This window comes from Neisseria dentiae (genome assembly GCF_014055005.1).
GTDB lineage: Bacteria > Pseudomonadota > Gammaproteobacteria > Burkholderiales > Neisseriaceae > Neisseria > Neisseria dentiae.
On sequence record NZ_CP059570.1, the window covers coordinates 2180276 to 2199866 of the forward strand.

General features: G+C 55.8%; 21 protein-coding genes and 1 pseudogene. 14 read left to right on the top strand and 8 right to left on the bottom strand.

Going from position 1 to position 19591, the window contains the following annotated elements:
- Window positions 1-137 precede the first annotated feature (137 nt).
- Together acpP and H3L92_RS10195 are read right to left on the bottom strand one after the other, a co-directional pair.
- Entirely contained in the window at window positions 138-374 is a 237-nt protein-coding gene (gene acpP, locus H3L92_RS10190; RefSeq protein WP_054599558.1) for an acyl carrier protein, read from the bottom strand.
- 267 nt (window positions 375-641) lie between these two features.
- A complete protein-coding gene (locus H3L92_RS10195) occupies window positions 642-2768 on the bottom strand; it encodes a prolyl oligopeptidase family serine peptidase (RefSeq protein ID WP_372338531.1) in 2127 nt (708 codons plus the stop codon).
- A gap of 105 nt (window positions 2769-2873) precedes the next feature.
- Between H3L92_RS10195 and H3L92_RS10200 the strand changes: the two genes are divergently transcribed.
- From H3L92_RS10200 to ptsP, 4 genes are all read left to right on the top strand, one after another.
- On the top strand, window positions 2874-3434 hold the full coding sequence (locus tag H3L92_RS10200; protein WP_085366485.1) for a hypoxanthine-guanine phosphoribosyltransferase: 561 nt from the start codon (window positions 2874-2876) through the stop codon (window positions 3432-3434).
- Window positions 3435-3546: 112 nt separating this feature from the next.
- On the top strand, window positions 3547-3963 hold the full coding sequence (locus H3L92_RS10205; protein ID WP_085366487.1) for a PTS sugar transporter subunit IIA: 417 nt from the start codon (window positions 3547-3549) through the stop codon (window positions 3961-3963).
- A complete protein-coding gene (locus tag H3L92_RS10210; protein ID WP_085366489.1) occupies window positions 3960-4229 on the top strand; it encodes an HPr family phosphocarrier protein in 270 nt (89 codons plus the stop codon). The genes H3L92_RS10205 and H3L92_RS10210 overlap by 4 nt, the downstream gene beginning before the upstream one ends.
- A gap of 2 nt (window positions 4230-4231) precedes the next feature.
- Window positions 4232-5983: a phosphoenolpyruvate--protein phosphotransferase gene (gene ptsP / locus H3L92_RS10215; RefSeq protein WP_085366491.1), complete on the top strand. Its 1752-nt coding sequence runs from the start codon at window positions 4232-4234 to the stop codon at window positions 5981-5983.
- A 338-nt stretch (window positions 5984-6321) separates the two neighbouring features.
- On the opposite strand, the gene H3L92_RS10220 is transcribed toward ptsP, so the two are convergent.
- Window positions 6322-7794 (bottom strand): amino acid permease, encoded by a 1473-nt coding sequence (locus H3L92_RS10220; RefSeq protein ID WP_085367131.1) that lies wholly within the window; start codon window positions 7792-7794, stop codon window positions 6322-6324.
- A 385-nt stretch (window positions 7795-8179) separates the two neighbouring features.
- Here H3L92_RS10220 and H3L92_RS10225 point away from each other — a divergent pair, with 385 nt between their 5' ends.
- On the top strand, window positions 8180-9736 hold the full coding sequence (locus H3L92_RS10225; protein ID WP_085367132.1) for a TerC family protein: 1557 nt from the start codon (window positions 8180-8182) through the stop codon (window positions 9734-9736).
- Between the two features lie 272 nt (window positions 9737-10008).
- On the opposite strand, the gene H3L92_RS10230 is transcribed toward H3L92_RS10225, so the two are convergent.
- Window positions 10009-11517: a catalase gene (locus H3L92_RS10230; protein ID WP_085367133.1), complete on the bottom strand. Its 1509-nt coding sequence runs from the start codon at window positions 11515-11517 to the stop codon at window positions 10009-10011.
- Between the two features lie 388 nt (window positions 11518-11905).
- On the opposite strand from H3L92_RS10230, the gene H3L92_RS10235 reads away from it, so the two are divergent.
- The 6 genes from H3L92_RS10235 (at window position 11906) to H3L92_RS10260 (ending at window position 15142) form a co-directional block, all read left to right on the top strand.
- On the top strand, window positions 11906-12142 hold the full coding sequence (locus H3L92_RS10235; protein ID WP_085367134.1) for an RNA-binding S4 domain-containing protein: 237 nt from the start codon (window positions 11906-11908) through the stop codon (window positions 12140-12142).
- Window positions 12123-12335, top strand: a complete 213-nt coding sequence (locus H3L92_RS10240; RefSeq protein ID WP_085367135.1) for a hypothetical protein — start codon at window positions 12123-12125, stop codon at window positions 12333-12335. The genes H3L92_RS10235 and H3L92_RS10240 overlap by 20 nt, the downstream gene beginning before the upstream one ends.
- 9 nt (window positions 12336-12344) lie before the next feature.
- Complete coding sequence (locus H3L92_RS10245) at window positions 12345-13181, top strand: PHP domain-containing protein (RefSeq protein WP_085367139.1); 837 nt, start codon at window positions 12345-12347, stop codon at window positions 13179-13181.
- A 73-nt stretch (window positions 13182-13254) separates the two neighbouring features.
- Entirely contained in the window at window positions 13255-13635 is a 381-nt protein-coding gene (locus tag H3L92_RS10250; RefSeq protein WP_085367136.1) for a type II toxin-antitoxin system PemK/MazF family toxin, read from the top strand.
- A 155-nt stretch (window positions 13636-13790) separates the two neighbouring features.
- Window positions 13791-14411, top strand: coding sequence for an L-threonylcarbamoyladenylate synthase (locus H3L92_RS10255; RefSeq protein WP_085367137.1), 621 nt, complete (start codon window positions 13791-13793; stop codon window positions 14409-14411).
- Between the two features lie 80 nt (window positions 14412-14491).
- On the top strand, window positions 14492-15142 hold the full coding sequence (locus H3L92_RS10260; RefSeq protein WP_085367138.1) for a site-2 protease family protein: 651 nt from the start codon (window positions 14492-14494) through the stop codon (window positions 15140-15142).
- Between the two features lie 17 nt (window positions 15143-15159).
- Here H3L92_RS10260 and H3L92_RS10265 read toward each other — a convergent pair.
- Window positions 15160-15796, bottom strand: a pseudogene (locus H3L92_RS10265) (IS1595 family transposase).
- A 168-nt stretch (window positions 15797-15964) separates the two neighbouring features.
- On the opposite strand from H3L92_RS10265, the gene H3L92_RS10270 reads away from it, so the two are divergent.
- On the top strand, window positions 15965-16318 hold the full coding sequence (locus H3L92_RS10270; protein ID WP_115336199.1) for a helix-turn-helix domain-containing protein: 354 nt from the start codon (window positions 15965-15967) through the stop codon (window positions 16316-16318).
- A gap of 26 nt (window positions 16319-16344) precedes the next feature.
- Window positions 16345-17115, top strand: a complete 771-nt coding sequence (locus H3L92_RS10275; protein WP_245945482.1) for an IS3 family transposase — start codon at window positions 16345-16347, stop codon at window positions 17113-17115.
- A gap of 77 nt (window positions 17116-17192) precedes the next feature.
- On the opposite strand, the gene H3L92_RS10280 is transcribed toward H3L92_RS10275, so the two are convergent.
- Entirely contained in the window at window positions 17193-17921 is a 729-nt protein-coding gene (locus H3L92_RS10280; protein WP_085366733.1) for a YebC/PmpR family DNA-binding transcriptional regulator, read from the bottom strand.
- Between the two features lie 160 nt (window positions 17922-18081).
- Here H3L92_RS10280 and hslO point away from each other — a divergent pair, with 160 nt between their 5' ends.
- Complete coding sequence (hslO, locus tag H3L92_RS10285) at window positions 18082-18999, top strand: Hsp33 family molecular chaperone HslO (RefSeq protein ID WP_085366732.1); 918 nt, start codon at window positions 18082-18084, stop codon at window positions 18997-18999.
- A 153-nt stretch (window positions 19000-19152) separates the two neighbouring features.
- Here hslO and ykgO read toward each other — a convergent pair whose 3' ends face one another.
- The gene (ykgO, locus tag H3L92_RS10290) at window positions 19153-19278 is read right to left on the bottom strand and encodes a type B 50S ribosomal protein L36 (protein WP_004283474.1); all 126 of its coding nucleotides are present in this window, start codon (window positions 19276-19278) and stop codon (window positions 19153-19155) included.
- Entirely contained in the window at window positions 19278-19553 is a 276-nt protein-coding gene (locus H3L92_RS10295; RefSeq protein WP_085366731.1) for a type B 50S ribosomal protein L31, read from the bottom strand. Before H3L92_RS10295 ends, ykgO begins: the two co-directional genes overlap by 1 nt.
- Between the last annotated feature and the right edge of the window lie 38 nt (window positions 19554-19591).

Genomic DNA, 19591 nt, shown 5'->3' on the forward strand with positions numbered 1-19591 from the left:
GGTTTATGCGGCCTGCGTCTGCGGCGGGCAGGCCGTCTGAAAGGTTTTGTTGTGAAGGGTGTGCAAGCCAAAAAGCCTCTGTCGGCAGGCAGACCCGCAGCAGAGGCTGATTCGGTATGGTTTAAGGCACTGCGCGCTTAGGCGGAGTGTGATTGGATATAGTCGATAGCCAGTTGCACGGTGGTGATTTTTTCGGCTTCTTCGTCGGGGATTTCGCAGCCGAAAGCTTCTTCCAAAGCCATTACCAGCTCAACGGTGTCGAGAGAGTCCGCGCCCAGGTCGTCTTGGAAGGAAGATTCGTTTTTTACTTCGGCTTCGTTAACGCCCAGTTGTTCGGCAACAATTTTTTTAACTTGTTGTTCAATGTTTGACATATCGGTCGGTCCTTAAATGCCTTATCGGGAAAGGCGGGTTTTAAAAAATAAACTCGGTCGGATTGTACCGAATCCTTTTAGAGTTTTCTATCGAAAAATGCGGGGCGGGCGCGCCGCCTAAACCGCGCGGGGTTAGGCGGCATATTAGCATAGGCTTATTTTGAATCACAATAGGCTTTTTATTTTATTTTATTTTCAATTTGTTAGGTTTTTTTATTCTGTTGAAGGGGCGTTTTTTGGGGCGGTTTTCCGGTGTTTCGGGTGCGTTTATGGGTGTTGTTGCAGAACGGCATGTTCAGACGGCCTTTGCGCGCCCGGGGCGGCGCCGAGGCTTTCGTTGAGAAATTGCAGGATGCAGGTGAATTCGGTAACCGAGTCTTCTTGGGTGGTGTTGCCGGTGTGGCCGCCGTTTGCGGGGGCGTAGAGCCAGGTGCGGGGGCTGCTGCGGCGCAGTTTGGCGTAAAACTTGAGCGCGTGGGCGGGGTGGACGCGGTCGTCGCTCAGGCTGGTGGTAATCAGGGCGGGCGGGTAGGTTTGGCCGTCTGAAAGCCGGTGGTAGGGGGAAAGTTCGGCGAGGGCGGCGGCAAATTCGGGCTGACCGGGGTGGCCGTATTCGTCGGTCCAGCTTGCGCCTGCCGAAAGGTAGGGGTAGCGCAGCATGTCGGTGAGCGGCATTTCGCACACCAATGCGCCGATTGCCTGCGGTTCGCGCACGAAGGCGGATGCGGTGATCAGGCCGCCGTTGCTGCCGCCTTGTATGGCGGTGTGTGCGGGGCTGCTGAGGCCGCGCTCGTGCAGGTTGCGAACAACGGCAAGCAGGTCGTCCACACTTTTGTGTTTGTGTATGCCTTGTGCGGCGCGGTGCCAGCGCGGGCCGAATTCGCCGCCGCCGCGCACGTTGGCGAGTACGAACGATTTGCCCTGCTCGAGCCAGTATTTGCCGATGCTGCCCATGTAGTGCGGCAGTTCGGGCACGGCGAAGCCGCCGTAAACGTAAACGATTGCGGGGGTGTCGGGCGTGTGGTTTTTGCCGACGTGGTAATAGGGGATGCGTTCGCCGTCGGCGGATTCGGCATAAAGCTGCTGCACGGTGATGCCGGCGGTGTCGAACTGCACGGGCTGGCGGCGCATCACCGTGAGTTCCATCACGTTGAGATCGAGTGCGAACAGGGTCAGCGGGGTGGTGAAGTCGCTGGCGGCGATATACAGCACATCACCGCCCCACGGCTGGTCGGTCAGTTCGAGCGCGCCCTGCGGCAGTTTGGGCAGGGTTTCTTCTTGCCAGCGGCCGTCTGAAAACCGCCATGCTTTCAGACGGCCTGAAACGTTATCAAGCAGGCTGGCGACGACGAAGCGTTTGGTGGTTTCCACGCTTTCGAGCGCCTGTGTTTCGTTGGGGGCGAACAGCAGCTGTGCGGCGCCGGTTTCGCCTTTGTTGAGTTTTACGGCCACGAGGCTGCCGGCGGGGTAGCTTTGGTTGGCGCGCTGCCACGGGCTGTGCAGGTGCAGCAGCAGGTGGCCGGCGAGGTAGCCGGAGATTTCGCAGTCTTCGGGTAGGTTGAGGGGCAGGGCTTCGCCGCCCGGCAGCACTTGCAGATAGGTTTTGGTGTAGAAACCGCGGGCGGCTTCGATTAAATCTACGGGTGCGCCTTGTGCGTCGAGATAACGCCAGGCGTTGACCATCATGCCGTCTGAATCCATGCGGTAAACGGGCGTGCCCTCCTCAAAGGTTTGGCCGCGCTCCACCAGCCACACTTCGCGCGGGTAGCCTGCGGCGGTGGTTTGCTCTTCGTGCCACGCGGGGCAGACCCACACGCTGTTTTCGTCGCGCCAGGCGATGTGGTTTTTGCCGGCGGGAAAATGAAAACCGTCTGCCACCAGTTTTTGCGCGGCAAGGTCGAATTCGAGCGTGTAGGCCGCGTCGCCGCCCGCGCGGTTGAGGCTGATTAACACGCGCTCAGGCTGTTCGACATAGTGCGATACGCCGTCGAGATACACATCGTCGCCCAGCACATTGTCGAAGTCGGCCACCGAAAACAGCGTTTCCCACTCGGGGTAGCCCGAACGGTAAGAAGCCGCGCTGCACACCTGATACACGCCTTTCGGGTAGTCGTCGTCTTGGTGGAAGTGGTACATGCGCGCGCGGTGTTCCTGGCAAAACGCAATCTGGCGCGGGTTTTGCAGCTGCTTCACCATCTCGGCAACGGTTTGCCCGAACGCCTCCGACGCGGTAAAGCGCGCCTGCGTTTCGGCATGGGCTTCGGCGGCGAAACGCTGCGTTTCGGCGCTGTGCAGGTTTTCTAAAAAAGCATAAGGGTCGTGCGGGGCGGTGTTCACGGTGAGGCCGTCTGAAAAGTGGAAACAGGGGCGGATTATACGGGATATGGCAGGCATCGGCAGAACCGCCGCAGCGGTTTTCAGACGGCCGAATCGAAACCCGTATGATTCGCGCGCGGCTTGCCTATATAATGGCACTTTATTTTGCAGAAAACCCCAAACATGATGGATATCGAAACCAAACGGCTGCACACCCAAGCCATGCTCGACGATGCCGAACTGCTGTTCGGCGAAGATGCCTGCCGCCGCGAACTTTTGCGCCTGGCCGGTGAAATCACCGCCGATTTGGGTGATAAATACCCGCTGATTCTGCCCGTGATGGGCGGCGCGGTGGTGTTTACCGGACAGCTGCTGCCGCTGCTGCATTTTCCGCTCGACTTCGACTACGTTCACGTTTCGCGCTACGGCGACAAACTGCAAGGCGGCAACTTCAACTGGCTGCGCGCGCCGCAGGAAAGCGTGGCCGGCCGCCATGTGCTGGTGCTCGACGACATACTCGACGAAGGCCACACCATGGCCGCTATCAAACGGCAGGTGCTGGATTTGGGCGCCGCCTCCTGCGCCACCGCCGTATTCGCCAACAAATTAACCGGTAAAGAAAAACCGATTAACGCCGACTATATAGGCATCAACGTGCCCAACCGCTATGTGTTCGGCTACGGCATGGATGCCGCCGGCGCATGGCGCAACCTCGCCGCCGTTTACGCCCTGCGCGGGCAGTAAACCATCGTTTCAGACGGCCTTGAATAAAGCCGCAGCCATATCTATATATAGCGTGTCGGCTATCACATAACCGCAACAGGCCGTCTGAAAATATCTTCATGAGGAACACACCATGATAGGCTTATTGATCATCACCCACGAAGCCATAGGCGAAGCCTACCGCAGCCTGGCACAGCATTTCTTTTTGGGCGATGCACCGCAGAATATCCGCATTCTCGGCGTGGACACCCACGAAGACCACGACAGCATCATCTCCCGCGCGCGCCAAATGACGGCAGACTTGAACTGCGACGCTGGCGTGCTGATTATGACCGACATCTTCGGCGCCACCCCCTGCAACGCCGCCCGCCAACTGGTGGAAAGCGGCAAAACCGCCATGCTTACCGGCTTGAACGCACCCATGATGGTGAAAGCCGCCAACTACGCCCCCGCCGCCGACAATCTGGCCGCCTTTACCCAACTGGTTAAAGAAGCCGCCGTTAACGGCATTATCGACATCACCAGCCCGCCCGAAGGATGCCCCGTATGATGAAACAACCCATCGAAATCATCAACAAACTCGGCCTGCACGCACGCGCATCAAGCAAATTCACCCAAACCGCCGCACAGTTCCAAAGCGAAGTGTGGGTCAGCCGCGACGGCAGGCGCGTTAACGGCAAAAGCATTATGGGGCTGATGATGCTGGCCGCCGCCAAAGGCACGGTTATCGAACTGGAAACCGACGGCGCCGACGAAGCCGCCGCCATGCAGGCGCTCACCGCGCTGATTAACGACTATTTCGGCGAAGGCGAATAATCATGAGCATCGTATTGCACGGCGTGAGCGCAGGCAAAGGCATAGCCATCGGCCGCGCCCATCTGGTTACGCGCGGTATGCACGAAGTGCCGCAATATGATTTGGACGCATCCGGCATTGCAGGCGAAACCGCCCGCTACGAAGCCGCCGTTAAAGCCACGCGCCGCGAACTCGAGCAACTGCGCAGCGCGATTCCCGAAAACGCCCCCACCGAGCTGGGCGCGTTTATCTCGCTGCACCTGATGCTGTTAACCGACGTAACCCTGTCGCGCGAACCCGTCGATATCATCGAAGAGCAGCACATCAACGCAGAATGGGCGCTGAAGCTGCAAACCGACAAACTGGCCGCCCAGTTCGACGAAATCGACGATGCCTACCTGCGCGAGCGCAAGCAGGATATGCTGCAAGTGGTCGAGCGCATCCACAACAACCTGGCCGGGCAGGGCAACGAACTGAACCTCGACGGCAACCTGCTCGACGACACCGTGCTGGTGGCCAACGACATCTCGCCCGCCGACACGGTGTATTTCAAAGAACAGCGCATCGCCGCCTTCGTTACCGACATCGGAGGCCCCACCAGCCACACCGCCATTCTCGGCCGCAGCCTGAACATTCCCTCGGTTATCGGCCTGCACAACGCCCGCAAACTCATCAGCGAAAACGAATGGGTGATTGTGGACGGCATCAACGGCGTGCTGATCATCAACCCCGACGAGCTGGTGCTCAACGAATACCGCGCCCGCGCCCGCGAATACCGCGCCCGCGCCCGCGAGCTGAACAAAATCAAAAAAACCGCCGCCACCACCGAAGACGGCGTGAATATCGAACTGCTCGCCAACATCGAATCGGCCGAAGACATCAAACGCCTGAACGATATGGGTGCCGACGGCGTGGGCTTGTTCCGCAGCGAATTTCTCTATCTCAACCGCGACACCATGCCGTCTGAAGACGAGCAATACGCCGTATATGCCCAATTTGTGAAAAAACTCAAAGGCAAAAACCTCACTATCCGCACCGTGGATTTGGGCGTGGACAAAAACCCGCGCTGGTTCGGCCAAAACGCCACCCCCAACGGCAGCCTCAACCCCGCGCTGGGGCTGACCGGCATCCGCCTGTGCCTGGCCGAGCCGGTGATGTTCCGCACCCAGATGCGCGCCATCCTGCGCGCCGCCGTGCACGGGCCGGTGAAAATGATGTGGCCGATGATTACCGACATCACCGAGCTGAAGCAATGCCTGGTGCATTTGGAAACCGCCAAGCGTCAGCTCGCCGAACGCGACGAACCTTTCGGCGAAGTGTCGGCAGGCTGCATGATAGAAATCCCGTCGGCCGCGCTCACCGTGGCCAGCCTGCTCAAACACATTGATTTTATTTCTATCGGCACCAACGATTTAATCCAATACACCCTGTCGGTCGACCGCGGCGACGATGCCGTCAGCTACCTCTACCAGCCCGGCCATCCCGCCGTGCTCAAGCTGATACAGCACGTTATCCGCACCGCCAACCGCATGGGCAAAACCGTGTCGGTGTGCGGCGAAATGGCCGGCGACACCCAGTTCACCCGCCTGCTCTTGGGCATGGGTTTGCGGCGGTTTTCGATGAACCCCAACAATCTCTTGGCGGTAAAAGACATCGTGCTGCACAGCAACACGCTCGAACTTGAAAACGAAACCGCCCGCCTGATGCGCAACGAAGACCCTGAAAAGGTGGAAAAACTGCTTAAAGCGATGAATGCGGAGGAAGAGGCCGTCTGAAAAGTTTTCAGACGGCTGTAAGCATTGATTGGGCGAAGCCGTATCGTGGTTTGAAATAAAATAAATGATGCTGCAAAGATTTTAACTATAACTTTTTTGAATTTGAAAAAATCTCAGGCCGTCTGAAAAAATATTTTCAGACGGCCTGAGATTTTTGCAAAATTCTTTTAGACACCTTAAAACACTTGCGTTATGCTCGGGCTTGACCCGAGCATCTGTTTGTTTTAGAAGAAAAAGAGATACCCGGGTCAAGCTCGGGTATGACGAAATATCATAGATTCAGGATTAAAACAGCTTTTTTGCAAAGGTCTCGGCCTGATCGATTTACAGTTGTGCCGTTAATGCGCGTCTTGACTCAAATCCACCTGTTCCAGCGGAACCTTGCGCGTTTTGTAGCGTAGTTTGTGGTAGAAATAAAAGCCCAAAAACACCGGCAGGCCCATATAGGTAATCACCAGTCTGTCCCAATCGAAGCTGCCTTTGAGCACCAGCTCCGTGTCTTGGCCGATAATCACCAACACGCACAAGGCCAGTGCCAGCAGCGAGCCGAAGGGGAACCATTTGGCGCGGTAAACGAGGGCGTTCAAATCTTTGCCCTGCGCGATATAGGCGCGGCGGAAGCGGTAGTGGCTCACGGCGATGCCCAGCCAGGCGATAAAACCGGTTAAGCCCGAAGCGGCCAGAATGTATTGATACATTTTGTCGCTCACCAGTTGCAGCGTGAACACCAGCAGCACCACGGCAGCGGTGGCCAGCAGCGAAACCACCGGCACGCCGGCGGCGTTGGTGCGGGCGAAGGTTTTGTAGGCAAGGCCGTCTTTGCCCATGGCGTAGAGCATACGGGTGGAGGCATACATGCCCGAATTGCCCGCCGACAGAATCGAGGTGAGGATTACGGCGTTCATCACGGCGGCGGCGAAAGCCAAACCGGCGCGCTCGAACACCAACGTAAACGGCGACTTGGCGATTTCGTTCACATCGGCGCCCAACAGCTGCGGGCTGGTGTAGGGAATCAGCAGGCCGATAACCAGAATGGCGAGAATGTAGAAAATCAGAATCCGCCAGAAAACCTGCTTCACGGCTTTGGGAATGCTTTCTTCGGGGTTTTCCGATTCGCCGGCGGTGATGCCGATAAGCTCGGTGCCCTGAAACGAGAAACCGGCAATCAGAAACACCCCCAACACGGTGAGAAACTGCCCGCCGATGCCGTCGCCCAAAAACGGCGCATCGCCCATCGTCATATTGCTCAGGCCGACATATTGGCCGCCGAGTATGCCGAAAATGGTGAGCAGGCCCACGCCGAGAAACACAATCACGGTAATCACTTTAATCAGCGCAAACCAATATTCCGATTCGCCGTAGGCGCGCACCGACAAGGTGTTGAGCAGGAAAATCATCGCGAAAAACAGCAGGCTCCACGCCCACGGCGCCATAAACCGCATCGGCTCCCAATAGGTGATGACCACCGCGGCAATCACCACGTCGGCAGCCACCGTAATCACCCAGTTGAACCAATAGTTCCAGCCCAGCGCAAAGCCCAGCGACGGATCGACGAAGCGCGAGGCATAGGTGCTGAACGAGCCGGAAGTGGGCAGGTAGGTGGCCATTTCGCCCAGAGAAGTCATTAAAAAATACACCATCAGGCCGATGGCGGCATAAGCCAAAAGCGCACCGCCCGGCCCCGCCGCGCTGATGGCGGTGCCGCTGGCCATAAACAGGCCGGTGCCGATGGAACCGCCGATGGCAATCATGGATAAGTGCCGCGTTTTCAAACGGCGTTTTACCTGCGTGTTGTGTTGTATATCAGACATAATCAATATTGGGCGCAAAGCCGCAAGAAGGGTAGATAAAGCGTGAATGATAACCGAAAAAACGCGCGGCCGTGCAGGTATAGCGGCATAACTTGATACCGGCCGCCGCCGTGCGGCGGAAATCCGATTTTCGTCGGGCGCTGCCGGCGGTTTGCAAAGGCCGTCTGAAACCGGCGGCAGGTTTTCAGACGTCCTTTCTCTTCCTTAAAAAGTATGAAAATGATAAACTGCTGATTCCATATTATTTTAAGGCATACACTTTTATGAAAGACGCGGAGCAGAGCAGTTATACCGACGCCCTTCGTGTATGCGCCGTTTCCACAGGCAGGCCGAGAAACCATCCGGCCTGCCTGTTTGTATTCTAAAAACAAGGATTTAACCCATTATGGATTTCAGTTGGTTGGCCGAGCCGCAAACGTGGATAGGCTTTGCAACGCTGTTGATACTCGAAGTGGTGCTCGGCATCGACAACCTCGTGTTTGTGGCGATTCTGGCCAACAAAGTCAAACCCTCGCTGCGCGACAAAGCCCGCATCACCGGCCTTGCGCTGGCCGTGGCGATGCGCGTGGTGATGCTCGGCTTTATGGCGCACATCATCACGCTCACCAAACCGTTTTTGGAATGGGGCAGCCTTTCCGTGTCGGGCAAAGACCTCATCATGTTTGCCGGCGGCCTGTTCCTGCTTTACAAAGCCACCACCGAACTGCACGAGCGCCTGGAAGGGCATAACCAGATTACGATTGCCGACACCCACAAAAAACATTCGCCGTTTTGGGGCGTGGTGGCGCAAATCCTGATATTGGACGCGGTGTTTTCCATCGATTCGGTGATTACCGCCGTGGCCATGGTCGACCACATCGTCGTGGCGATGGCCGCCGTGGTGGTGGCGATGACGGTGATGATTCTGGCCAGCAAACCGCTCACCGAATTTGTCGATAAACACCCCACCGTGGTGATGCTGTGTTTGGGCTTCTTGCTGATGATCGGTTTCAGCCTGATTGCCGAAGCCTTCCACTTCCACATCCCCAAAGGCTACCTCTATGCTGCTATCGGCTTCTCGATTCTGATTGAAATATTCAACCAGATTTCGCAGAAAAACGTGCGCAAAAACGACTACATCAGCCGCTCGTGGCGGCAGCGCACGGCTGATAACGTGCTGGGCATGATGGGCATACGCGAAAGCGTGCTGGCAACCGCCGGCGGCAGTCCCGACGACAGCGGCCATTTTGAAGAAAACGAAAAATCCATGATACGCAGCGTGCTGATGCTGGCCGAACGCCCGATACTCGGCGTGATGATTCCGCGCCGCGACATCGAGCGGCTCGATATTTCGCAAAGCAAAGAAGAGCAGCACGCCCAACTGCAAAACACCCCCTACAGCCGCCTGCTGGTGGTGGGCAAGGCCGGAGTGGACGAACCGCTGGGCTACATCAACAAAAAAGACCTGCTCACCCAATTGCTGGAGCACGGGGAAATGAACGTTCAGGCGGCCTTGCGCCAACCGCTGGTTCTGCCCGACAGCACCAGCGCGCTCAACGCCATCGAGCTGTTCCGCAAAAGCAGCGCCGACTACGCACTGGTGGTGGACGAATTCGGCGCCGTGCTCGGCATGGTAACCATGAAAGATTTGATGGAAACCATTGCCGGCGAATTTCCCGAAGCCTTCGAGCGCGAAGAAGAGCCTATGCTGCAAGCCAACCCCGACGAAAGCCTGACGGTGGACGGCGCGCTCGAATATGTGGAGCTGGCTCCGCAACTCAATCTGCCGCCGCCTGCGGAAGATGCCGACTACCACACCGTGGCCGGGCTGATTATGGAAGAGCTGCAAAGTATTCCCGATGTGGGCGACCATATCGATTTCCACGGCTGGCGGTTTGAAGTAACCGAAAAAGAAGGCCAGCGCATCGAGCGGGTGAACATCACCAAACTGCCGGAAGAATAAGCAGAATCGGCTTATCTGCTTCCTGTCGTCATACTCGGGCTTGCCCCGATCATCTGGTTGTTTTAGAAGAAAAGAGATACTCGAGTCAAGCCCGAGTATGACGAAATATAAATAAATTCAGGACTAAAACGGCTTTTTTACAAAAGGCTCAGGCCGTCTGAAAACCTATGCAGCATGGTTTTCAGACGGCCTGTTTCAGATGGAACGGCCACCTTAACGTTTGCGGTAACGCTTAACGGTTTCGGCCAATAATTCGCCGATTTCAAGCCACATTACAGCAGCCCCGGCTGGCCCAGCGCAGGGTCGCTCGCGCGGGCGGCTTCGGCATCGGCCACGGTTAAGCCCAAGGCTTTGGCCACGCCTTCGCCGTAGGCCGGGTCGCATTTCACGCAGTTGCGGATATGGCGGTATTTGATGAAGTCCGGCGCATCGCCCATGGCGGCGGCGGTGTTGTCGAACAGGGCTTGTTGCTGTTCGGCGTTCATCAGCTTAAACAGCGCGCGCGGCTGGCTGAAATAATCATCATCGTCTTCGCGGAAGTTCCAATGGGCGGCATCGCCGTTGATTTTCAGCGGCGGCTCGGCGTATTGCGGCTGCTCCTGCCATTGGCCGAAACTGTTGGGTTCGTAGTGCAGGGTGCTGCCGTAGTTGCCGTCGACGCGGCCGTAACCGTCGCGGGCGTTGCTGTGCACGGGGCAGCGCGGTGCGTTGACCGGAATCTGGTTGCGGTTCACACCCAGGCGGTAGCGTTGCGCGTCGGCATAGTTAAACAGGCGCGCTTGCAGCATTTTGTCGGGCGACACGCCGATGCCGGGCACGAGGTTGCTCGGTGCGAAAGCGGATTGCTCCACGTCGGCAAAGAAGTTTTCGGGGTTTTTGTTCAGCTCGAACTCGCCCACTTCAATCAGCGGATAATCGCCTTTCGGCCACACTTTGGTGAGGTCGAACGGATGATAAGGCACTTTTTCGGCATCTGCTTCGGGCATGATTTGCACATACATTTTCCATTTCGGGAAATCGCCGCGCTCGATGGCTTCATACAAATCTTTCTGGTGGCTTTCGCGGTCTTTGCCGATTACCGCTTCGGCTTCGGCGTTGCTCAGGTTTTCAATGCCTTGCTGGGTGCGGAAGTGGAATTTCACCCAGAAGCGCTCGCCGTCTTTGTTCCAAAAGCTGTAAGTGTGCGAACCGAAGCCGTGCATGTGGCGGTAGGATTTCGGAATGCCGCGGTCGCTCATCACGATGGTTACTTGGTGGAAGGCTTCGGGCAGCAGCGTCCAGAAATCCCAGTTGTTGGTGGCGCTGCGCATATTGGTGCGCGGATCGCGTTTCACCGCTTTGTTCAAATCGGGGAACTTGCGCGGGTCGCGCAGGAAGAACACGGGCGTGTTGTTGCCCACCATATCCCAGTTGCCTTCGTCGGTGTAGAATTTCAGCGCAAAGCCGCGGATGTCGCGCTCGGCATCGGCCGCGCCGCGCTCGCCGGCCACGGTGGTGAAGCGGGCAAACATTTCGGTTTTCTTACCCACTTGGCTGAAGATGGACGCGCGGGTGTATTTTGTGATGTCGTTGGTGACGGTAAACGTGCCGAACGCGCCGGATCCTTTGGCGTGCATACGGCGCTCGGGGATCACTTCGCGGGCGAAGTCGGCCAGTTTTTCGTTCAGCCACAAATCCTGCGCCAGCAGGGGGCCGCGCGGGCCGGCTGTGAGGCTGTTCTGGTTGTCGGCAACGGGCGCGCCGTTGCTCATGGTGAGGTGGGTTACCGGGCATTTGCTCATGGTTGTGCTCCTTTTAGTTGGTGGTGGTTTGTTGAAACGCTTATAACGGCGCGGGTCTTGAGTGTGTATTTGGGTGTAGGCGGACTTGTTTGCCACCTTTTTGTGCTGCGGTGTTTGCACTATACGCCAACTCCGCAACCGGTAAAACTATGATTGCGATTAATTTTAGATATTTTTAATTAATAATTGATTATTAATAGGCAATGTTAAACTAACGGCGGCAAAGTCTGTTTTCGCGTAAAATACGACCTTCATTTGTCTATAGTGAATCCACTTGCTTCGGCACAAGGCAGCAAGCTGAAGACAGTACAAATAGTACGGCAAGGCACAGCAACGCCGTAACGGAGTAAGTGGGTTACTATATTGCCCGTAAAGAAACAGAAATATCATGCACGCAACCGTATATTTGGAAGATAAAGAATACATCGCCTTATGCGACCTGCTCAAACTGGCCGGCTTAACCGGCAGCGGCGGCCAGGCCAAAGCGGCGATTGCCGGCGGGCTGGTGTTGCGTAACGGCGAAACCGAAACCCGCAAAACCGCCAAAATACGCGGCGGCGAAATAATTGAGTTTAACGGCGCGGTGCTGGAAATCGAAAACGGTTATGACCCCGAAGAAACTTAAATCCGAAGATCTGCTCCCCGAACCCGTGCGCCCCGAAGCGTGGGAATGCTGCGGCAGCGATTGCGGAGATGCGTGTATCCAAACGATTTATTGGAACGAAAAAGCCGCCTACGATGCGCAGCAGAAACAGTGGCAGGCGCAGCTTGCCGAAGAAGCCGCCGCACAAACGGGCGGCACGGATAAGGCCGTCTGAAAGGCGATGATGATAGACCTGCACTGCCATTCCAATATTTCAGACGGCTTGTTAAGCCCCGCCGAAGTGGTGCGGCTGGCGCACGCCAACGGCTGCACCCTGATCGCGCTCACCGACCACGACCATACCGGCGGGCTGGCCGAAGCACGCGCCGAAGCGCAAAAATGCGGCATCCGCCTGATTAACGGCGTGGAAATTTCCGTTACCTGGCGCAAGCGCACCGTGCATATCGTCGGGCTGGATTTCGACGACGGCAACGAAGATTTGCAAAAGCTGCTGGCCGGTGTGCGCAAAGGCCGTCTGAAACGGCTGGAAGCGATTGCCGCCAAGCTCGAAAAGAGGGGTATTTCAGGCGCATACGAAGGCGCGCTCGCCCTGGCCGCCAACCCCGAAATGGTGTCGCGCACCCATGTGGCCGAGTTTCTGATTAACGCAGGCCATGTGCGCAACAAACAACAGGCGTTCACCAAATATCTGGGCGACGGCAAACCGGCTTCCGTGCCGCACGAATGGGCGGGCTTGGCCGAAGCCGTGGCCGCCGTCAACGGCGCGGGCGGTTTGGCCGTTATCGCCCACCCCATGCGTTACGGCTTTTCCGCCACCGCCAAGCGCAACCTGTTTGAAGAATTCAAAGCGGCGGGCGGCGCGGCCATCGAAGTGCACAGCGGCAACAGCGATAAAAACGACCGCTTAAACTATGCCCTGTTGGCCGAACGCTACGGCCTTCTGGCCAGCGCCGGCAGCGATTTCCACCGGCAGGGCGATTACAGCGGCGGCATTTTGGGCGCCTGCCCCGAACTGCCCGGCAACTGCAAACCCGTGTGGGATTTTTTTCAGACGGCCTGATTATTATCTGATTGATTTATAAATATATCTTGAGTTATTATAACGATATCGTTATTCCAATATATTTTAAAGAATGGCCTTAAAATTTCAGCCGCAAGAACGTTGCGTGGTTATATGCGACTTTCGGGGTTATGAAGTACCTGAAATGATTAAAAAACGACCGGTAGTCGTTATTGCAAAACATAAACATAACAGTCAATTGGTTAGTATTGTGCCCTTGAGTTCCACAGAACCGTCTATATATGATAATTACCATCACAAAATGAGTAATAATCCGCTGCCTGATAAGCAACATATTGAGTGCTGGGCAAAATGTGACATGGTGGCAACGGTTAGTTTAAACAGATTGGATCGCTATAAACCCGCCAACGGTCAGCGTTGCGTGCCACAAATAAGCTATGAGGATTTTCAGGCGATTAAATCAGCGGTTGCCAATGCACTCAAGCTATACTAAACTTCAAGTGTTCCCTTTAAGGGGCTTGTGAGACTGTTCTGAAAAACGAACAGCCGTAGGTAGGCATCAAGCGATGACAAGCTGCCTACCTGCGTGATTGGGGCATCGGGTAAAACCGATGCCCTTTGTTTTCATGAAATACGAAGGAACACAGCATGGCACAATTTTTCGCCATCCACCCCGACAACCCGCAAGAACGCCTGATCAAACAGGCGGCGGAAATCATCAAACAAGGCGGCATCGTGGTTTACCCCACCGATTCCTGCTACGCGCTCGGCTGCCACTTGGGCGACAAAGAAGCGATGGAGCGCATTTTACGCATCCGCCAAATCGACCAGAAACACCACCTCACGCTGATGTGCGCCGATTTGAGCGAGCTTGGCACTTACGCCAAAGTCGACAACAGCCAGTTCCGCCAGCTCAAGGCCGCCACCCCGGGCAGCTACACCTTTATTTTGCAGGCCACCAAAGAAGTGCCCAACCGCACCCTGCACCCCAAACGCAAAACCATCGGCCTGCGCGTGCCCGACAACAAAATCGCACTCGCCCTGTTGGCGGAACTGGGCGAGCCGCTGTTGAGCTGCACCCTGATGCTGCCCGAAGACAGCGAACCCTTAACCGACCCCTACGAAATCCGCGACCGCTTGGAGCACAGCGTCGATTTGGTGATTGACGGCGGCTGGTGCGGCACCGAGCCGACCACCGTTATTGATATGACCGACGGCGTGGAACTTGTGCGCGAAGGCAGGGGCGATAAAAGCCTGTTCGGGTTGTAAGGCCGTCTGAAAACCTGCAACGGTTTTACGGCTCGGCCGGTTTCAGACGGCCGGGATTAATTTAATTCAAAAGGAAAACCATGTTTCAAAACTTCGATTTAGGCATTTTCTTACTCGCATTGGTGCCGGTGTTGCTGGCGATAACCGTGCATGAAGCCGCCCACGGTTACGCCGCGCGTTATTGGGGCGACCGCACCGCCGAGCAGCTCGGCAGGCTCACGCTCAACCCGCTGGCGCATATCGACCCCATCGGCACGATTTTGGTGCCGATAATAACGTTTTTGCTTACGCCGTTTTTATTCGGCTGGGCCAAGCCTGTGCCCATCGTGCCGCGCAATTTCCGCAATATGCGCCTGGGGCTGCGCATGGTGGCGGTGGCCGGGCCGCTGTCCAACCTGGTGATGGCGTTCGGCTGGGGCTTGGTGTTTGCGCTGGCGCCCCATGTGCCCGAGTCGTTCCAATACCCGCTGGGCGAAATGGCCAAATACGGCGTGCTGATTAACGCCGTGCTGTTCGTGCTCAATATGCTGCCGGTTTTGCCGCTCGACGGCGGCCGCTTCGTCGACAGTTTTCTGCCCGCCCGTGCGTCGATGCAGTTTCAGAAAATCGAGCCTTACGGCACTTGGATTATCCTGATTCTGCTGGTAACGGGGCTGTTGGGCAAAATCATGATGCCGTTTGTGGCGGGCATTATCACGCTGGTGAGTTCGGTTACGGGGATTTTTATATAGGGGCTTAGGAAGCAAAATTAGCCCAAGGGTCGATTTCGCAGTATTTTAAGCAAGACTTTATACAGATCATCATGCCTGTGATTGAAGCGAAATTCGGTTCCCTTTAAGTGTAAATAAAAAGTCTTTTTCGGTACACCGTTAAATTTAACCAAGCGGTTTTTGGCATAACCCCAAAACGATTCGATGCCGTTAATGTGTTGCGCACCCCGGGCGAACTCGTCTGCACCATGATGTACCCTGAGGTGCTTTTCATAGCCCATATCAACCAAGCCATGATAGCCGCGCCAGCCGTCGGTATTGATGATACTTTCGAGGTATCCGGCACGATTTCGGTATAGACTTTGTCGTCCCGTTTTAAGATGCCGAAAACAATGGTTTTGCCTCCCTCTCCCCGCCCGCGTTTACCTCGGATGCGTTTGGCACCAAAGTAGGATTCGTCCAGTTCGACCACACCGGCAAAGGGAGTTTGCCGTTCACATTCAGCGGCCATACGGCAACGCAGTTTGAGAAACAGATTATTGACACTTCGGGTACTGATGCCGGTGAGTCTGGCGGTATCGGAAGCGGTCAAATCAAGTGCGAAAAGCGCAGGATTTGACGGAATTTTGATTCGGTAATTTTACTGAACTTTTGGTACTTGTTTTTAATAGGCATATCAGAAGCTTACCATCATTTTTGCTGATTTTGCTTCCTAAAACCCCTTTTCTCAACCTGTTGTGTAAACAACCCGACCATTTCCTACATCTCAGGCCGTCTGAAAAAGATTGAACTGCACCCCAAAAGTTGGACACCCCCTTCAACTTTAAAAGGTGCAGTTTTCTTATGTCCAAATATAACCTACACTTCAAATACCGAGCCGTACTCCATTACCACCAAGTGCACAGCCAACAGCGCACCGCAGAGCACTTCAACGTCTCACGCACCCACCTGCGCCGTTGGATTGCCGCCTACCGGCAAGGCGGCATCGCCGCACTCCGGCACCCGCAGGCTAACCCCATGAAGACCAAACGCAAAAACCCGTTTACCGCCGACAAACCCGACCACGAAAAAACACAGGCCGAACTGATTGAAGAATTGCGATACATGAGGGCGGAGAACGACTACCTAAAGCACATGAAAACCCTCAACGAAAAGGAAGCGGCCGCCGCCAAAGCTGCGAAACCGTCCAAACGCTGAGGGCAAAGCACCCGCTGAAATACCTGCTGCACAGTGCCGGCATTCCCAAAAGCAGTTTCTACTACCACACCGGCAAAACCGATCCCGATACGGCGGCCAAAACCGCAGTGAGCGAAGTCTACCGCCGACACAAAGGCCGTTACGGCCACCGGCGGATTGCCGCCGTATTGTCGTGGAACAAAAAGAAAGTACAGCGCATTATGGGTTTGTTGGGACTGAAAGCCAAAGTCCGCAGTAAAAAAACCTACCGTCCGCAAACAGTGGGAGAGGCTTCGGACAATATTCTCAATCGAGAGTTTACCGCCGGCAAACCGGCAGACAAATGGCTGACCGATGTGACGGAGTTCAAATGCACAGACGGGAAGCTGTACTTATCGCCGATATTGGATGTGTTTAATCGGGAGATTGTGGCCTATTCTTTAGGCCGCAGAGCAAACAGTAAAATGGTGGCGCAAATGTTGGACCAAGCATTCGGCCGTCTGAAAGGCCAAACGCCGCTGCTGCATTCCGACCAAGGTGTGCTTTACCGCACCGAGGCTTATCGAACGAAATTGGCTGAGAAAGGGATTGTGCAAAGTATGTCGCGCAAAGGCAATTGTTGGGACAATGCGCCGATGGAGAGTTTCTTCGGTATACTGAAAACGGAGAGTTTCTATCAGGAAGGTGCGCTGTCGGTGGCGGAGTTGACAGAGGTAATAGATGATTACATACATTACTACAATCATGAACGGATTAGTTTAAACTTGAAAAAGCTGAGTCCTGTCGGCTACAGAACCCAGCTTGAAAAGGCTGTTTGATAAAGATTCTTAACTTGTCCAAGTATTGGGGGACAGTTCAGGTTCAGACGGCCTGAACTGTTTTACCGTTAACCTGCTTATTCGAAATTCAGCACGGCCGATGTGTAAACGTCTTGCACGTCGTCCAAATCTTCGAGCGCGTCGATGAGTTTCTGCATTTTTTCGGCGTCTTCGCCGCTCAGTTCGGTTTCGTTTTGTGCGCGCATGGTTACGTCGCCGTCTTCCGACTGAAAGCCTGCGGCTTCGAGTGCGGCTTTCACGCCCGCCCAGTCGTTGGGGGCGGTAATCACTTCGATGGAGCCGTCGTCGTTGGTAACCACGTCTTCCGCACCCGCTTCGAGCGCGGCTTCCATCAGCGCGTCTTCGCTCACGCCCGGCGCAAACAGCAGGTAGCCCTGATGCACGAAGTTAAACGCCACGCAGCCGTCGGTGCCGAGGTTGCCGCCGTTTTTGTTGAAGGCGTGGCGCACATCGGCCACAGTGCGGGTTTTGTTGTCGGTGAGGCAGTCCACCATCAGCGCGGCGCCGCCGATGCCGTAGCCTTCGTAGCGCAGTTCTACGTATTCCACGCCTTCCAGATTGCCGGTGCCTTTGTCGATGGCGCGCTGGATGTTGTCTTTGGGCATATTGTTGCTGGTGGCTTTGTCCATCGCCAGGCGCAGGCGCGGGTTGGATGCGGGATCGCCGCCGCCCATTCTGGCGGCAACGGTGATTTCTTTGATTAAGCGTGTGAAGATTTTGCCGCGTTTGGCGTCCTGACGGCTTTTACGGTGTTGGATATTCGCCCATTTGCTGTGGCCGGCCATAATTTTCCTTTCAATTTCCGCAACCGTTTGATTGCGGCCGGTTATTTTTAAAGGCCGCTATTTTAACATAGTGAAAAAGCATTTTAAAACGCCGCTCTTGATTTCAGACGGTCTGTAACCATATTGAGGCCATCTGAAAAACCGAGCAGGAAACGCTTAAATGACAACCCGAACACCCGCCGCAACCGCCCGCAGCGCCGATTGCCGCACCCGTTTTATTTTCGACGATATGCCCGTGCGCGGCCAGCATGTGCGCTTGGAAGAAGTGTGGCGCCACATCGCCGGCCAGAAACAGTATCCCGCCGCCATCCGCCGTGCATTGGGCGAACTGCTCGCCGCCGGTGCGCTGCTTTCGAGCAACCTGAAAACCGAAGGCACGCTGATTGTGCAGGTGCAGGGGCAAGGCCGTTTGAAAATGCTGGTGGTGGAAGCCACTTCCGCCGGCACCTGCCGCGCCACCGCCCGCTGGGACACGCAGGCGGCCGTGGGCGACGATGAAAACCTGCGCAGCCTGCTGGGCGACAACGGTATTTTTGCGATTACCCTGCAACCGCAAGACGGCGAACCGTGGCAGGGTGTGGTGCCGCTCGAGGGCGAAAGCATCGCGCAAATGCTGATGAACTATATGAAACGCTCGGAGCAGCTCGACACCCACATCACGCTGGCCGCTTCCGACGAAGCGTGCGGCGGCCTGCTGGTACAGCGTCTGCCCGAATCGGCTCCCGCCCCCGAGGCGTGGGAACACGTTGCCACGCTCGCGCAAACCGTGGGCGCGGAAGAGCTGGTGCAGCTCGACGCGCACCACCTGCTCTACCGGCTGTTCCACGAAACCCCGCCGCGCGTGTTTGATGCCGAACCCATCGAATTTGCCTGCACCTGCTCGCGCGGCAAGGTTAGCGATATGCTGCTGATGCTGGGCGGAGAAGAAGTCGGCTCGGTGTTGGAAGAACAAGGCAGCGTGAAAATCGACTGCGATTTCTGCAACGCCGAATATGTGTTCGACGAAACCGACATCAACGCCCTCTTCGGCATGGACGTTGCCGCCGCCGTGCGCGGCGAAAGGGCGCGGATTCAATAATGCCCTTGGGGCAGCGTGAGACAACATTTGAAATACACCGAGGCCGTCTGAAAAAGTTTTCAGACGGCCTCGGGCTTTTGCCGTATTTTCAAACGAAAAAAGAGCCGCCAAGCAGGCGGCCCAAGTGTTTGCCGGAGTTTTGCCGAGGGAAAATCAGCGCTGCCGCGCTTTAAAACGAGGATTGCTTTTGCAAATCACATAAACTTTGCCTTTGCGGCGCACAATTTGGCAATCGCGGTGGCGTTTTTTGGCAGACTTCAAAGACGACAATACCTGCATTATTTATCCTTTCTAAAAGTATTCATCATGGCTTGATAGCGCTGGTTGAACTTGCTGGCGCGGCCTTCGTTGTGGTATTCGCGCTGTTTGCCGGTATAAACGGGATGTGATGCGGAAGAGGTGTCGAGCATCAACACCGGATATTCAACGCCGTCGTGCCAAACCATGGTTTTACCGTGTGTGTCGGCACAAGAGCGTATCAGCCAGCCTTCATTGGCGCCGCTGTCGAAAAACAAAACGGTGCGGTAATTTTCGGGGTGCAGATTCGGTTTCATATCCAATCCTTCCTTGAATGTTATAATATAACATTATA

What these genes read in the sequence shown, in the direction of transcription:
- acpP (WP_054599558.1), bottom strand. Translation starts at nt 374, where the DNA reads ATGTCAAACATTGAACAACAAGTTAAAAAAATTGTTGCCGAACAACTG.
- H3L92_RS10195 (WP_372338531.1), bottom strand. Translation starts at nt 2,768, where the DNA reads ATGCCTGCCATATCCCGTATAATCCGCCCCTGTTTCCACTTTTCAGAC.
- H3L92_RS10200 (WP_085366485.1), top strand. Translation starts at nt 2,874, where the DNA reads ATGATGGATATCGAAACCAAACGGCTGCACACCCAAGCCATGCTCGAC.
- H3L92_RS10205 (WP_085366487.1), top strand. Translation starts at nt 3,547, where the DNA reads ATGATAGGCTTATTGATCATCACCCACGAAGCCATAGGCGAAGCCTAC.
- H3L92_RS10210 (WP_085366489.1), top strand. Translation starts at nt 3,960, where the DNA reads ATGATGAAACAACCCATCGAAATCATCAACAAACTCGGCCTGCACGCA.
- ptsP (WP_085366491.1), top strand. Translation starts at nt 4,232, where the DNA reads ATGAGCATCGTATTGCACGGCGTGAGCGCAGGCAAAGGCATAGCCATC.
- H3L92_RS10220 (WP_085367131.1), bottom strand. Translation starts at nt 7,794, where the DNA reads ATGTCTGATATACAACACAACACGCAGGTAAAACGCCGTTTGAAAACG.
- H3L92_RS10225 (WP_085367132.1), top strand. Translation starts at nt 8,180, where the DNA reads ATGGATTTCAGTTGGTTGGCCGAGCCGCAAACGTGGATAGGCTTTGCA.
- H3L92_RS10230 (WP_085367133.1), bottom strand. Translation starts at nt 11,517, where the DNA reads ATGAGCAAATGCCCGGTAACCCACCTCACCATGAGCAACGGCGCGCCC.
- H3L92_RS10235 (WP_085367134.1), top strand. Translation starts at nt 11,906, where the DNA reads ATGCACGCAACCGTATATTTGGAAGATAAAGAATACATCGCCTTATGC.
- H3L92_RS10240 (WP_085367135.1), top strand. Translation starts at nt 12,123, where the DNA reads ATGACCCCGAAGAAACTTAAATCCGAAGATCTGCTCCCCGAACCCGTG.
- H3L92_RS10245 (WP_085367139.1), top strand. Translation starts at nt 12,345, where the DNA reads ATGATAGACCTGCACTGCCATTCCAATATTTCAGACGGCTTGTTAAGC.
- H3L92_RS10250 (WP_085367136.1), top strand. Translation starts at nt 13,255, where the DNA reads ATGGCCTTAAAATTTCAGCCGCAAGAACGTTGCGTGGTTATATGCGAC.
- H3L92_RS10255 (WP_085367137.1), top strand. Translation starts at nt 13,791, where the DNA reads ATGGCACAATTTTTCGCCATCCACCCCGACAACCCGCAAGAACGCCTG.
- H3L92_RS10260 (WP_085367138.1), top strand. Translation starts at nt 14,492, where the DNA reads ATGTTTCAAAACTTCGATTTAGGCATTTTCTTACTCGCATTGGTGCCG.
- H3L92_RS10270 (WP_115336199.1), top strand. Translation starts at nt 15,965, where the DNA reads ATGTCCAAATATAACCTACACTTCAAATACCGAGCCGTACTCCATTAC.
- H3L92_RS10280 (WP_085366733.1), bottom strand. Translation starts at nt 17,921, where the DNA reads ATGGCCGGCCACAGCAAATGGGCGAATATCCAACACCGTAAAAGCCGT.
- hslO (WP_085366732.1), top strand. Translation starts at nt 18,082, where the DNA reads ATGACAACCCGAACACCCGCCGCAACCGCCCGCAGCGCCGATTGCCGC.
- ykgO (WP_004283474.1), bottom strand. Translation starts at nt 19,278, where the DNA reads ATGCAGGTATTGTCGTCTTTGAAGTCTGCCAAAAAACGCCACCGCGAT.
- H3L92_RS10295 (WP_085366731.1), bottom strand. Translation starts at nt 19,553, where the DNA reads ATGAAACCGAATCTGCACCCCGAAAATTACCGCACCGTTTTGTTTTTC.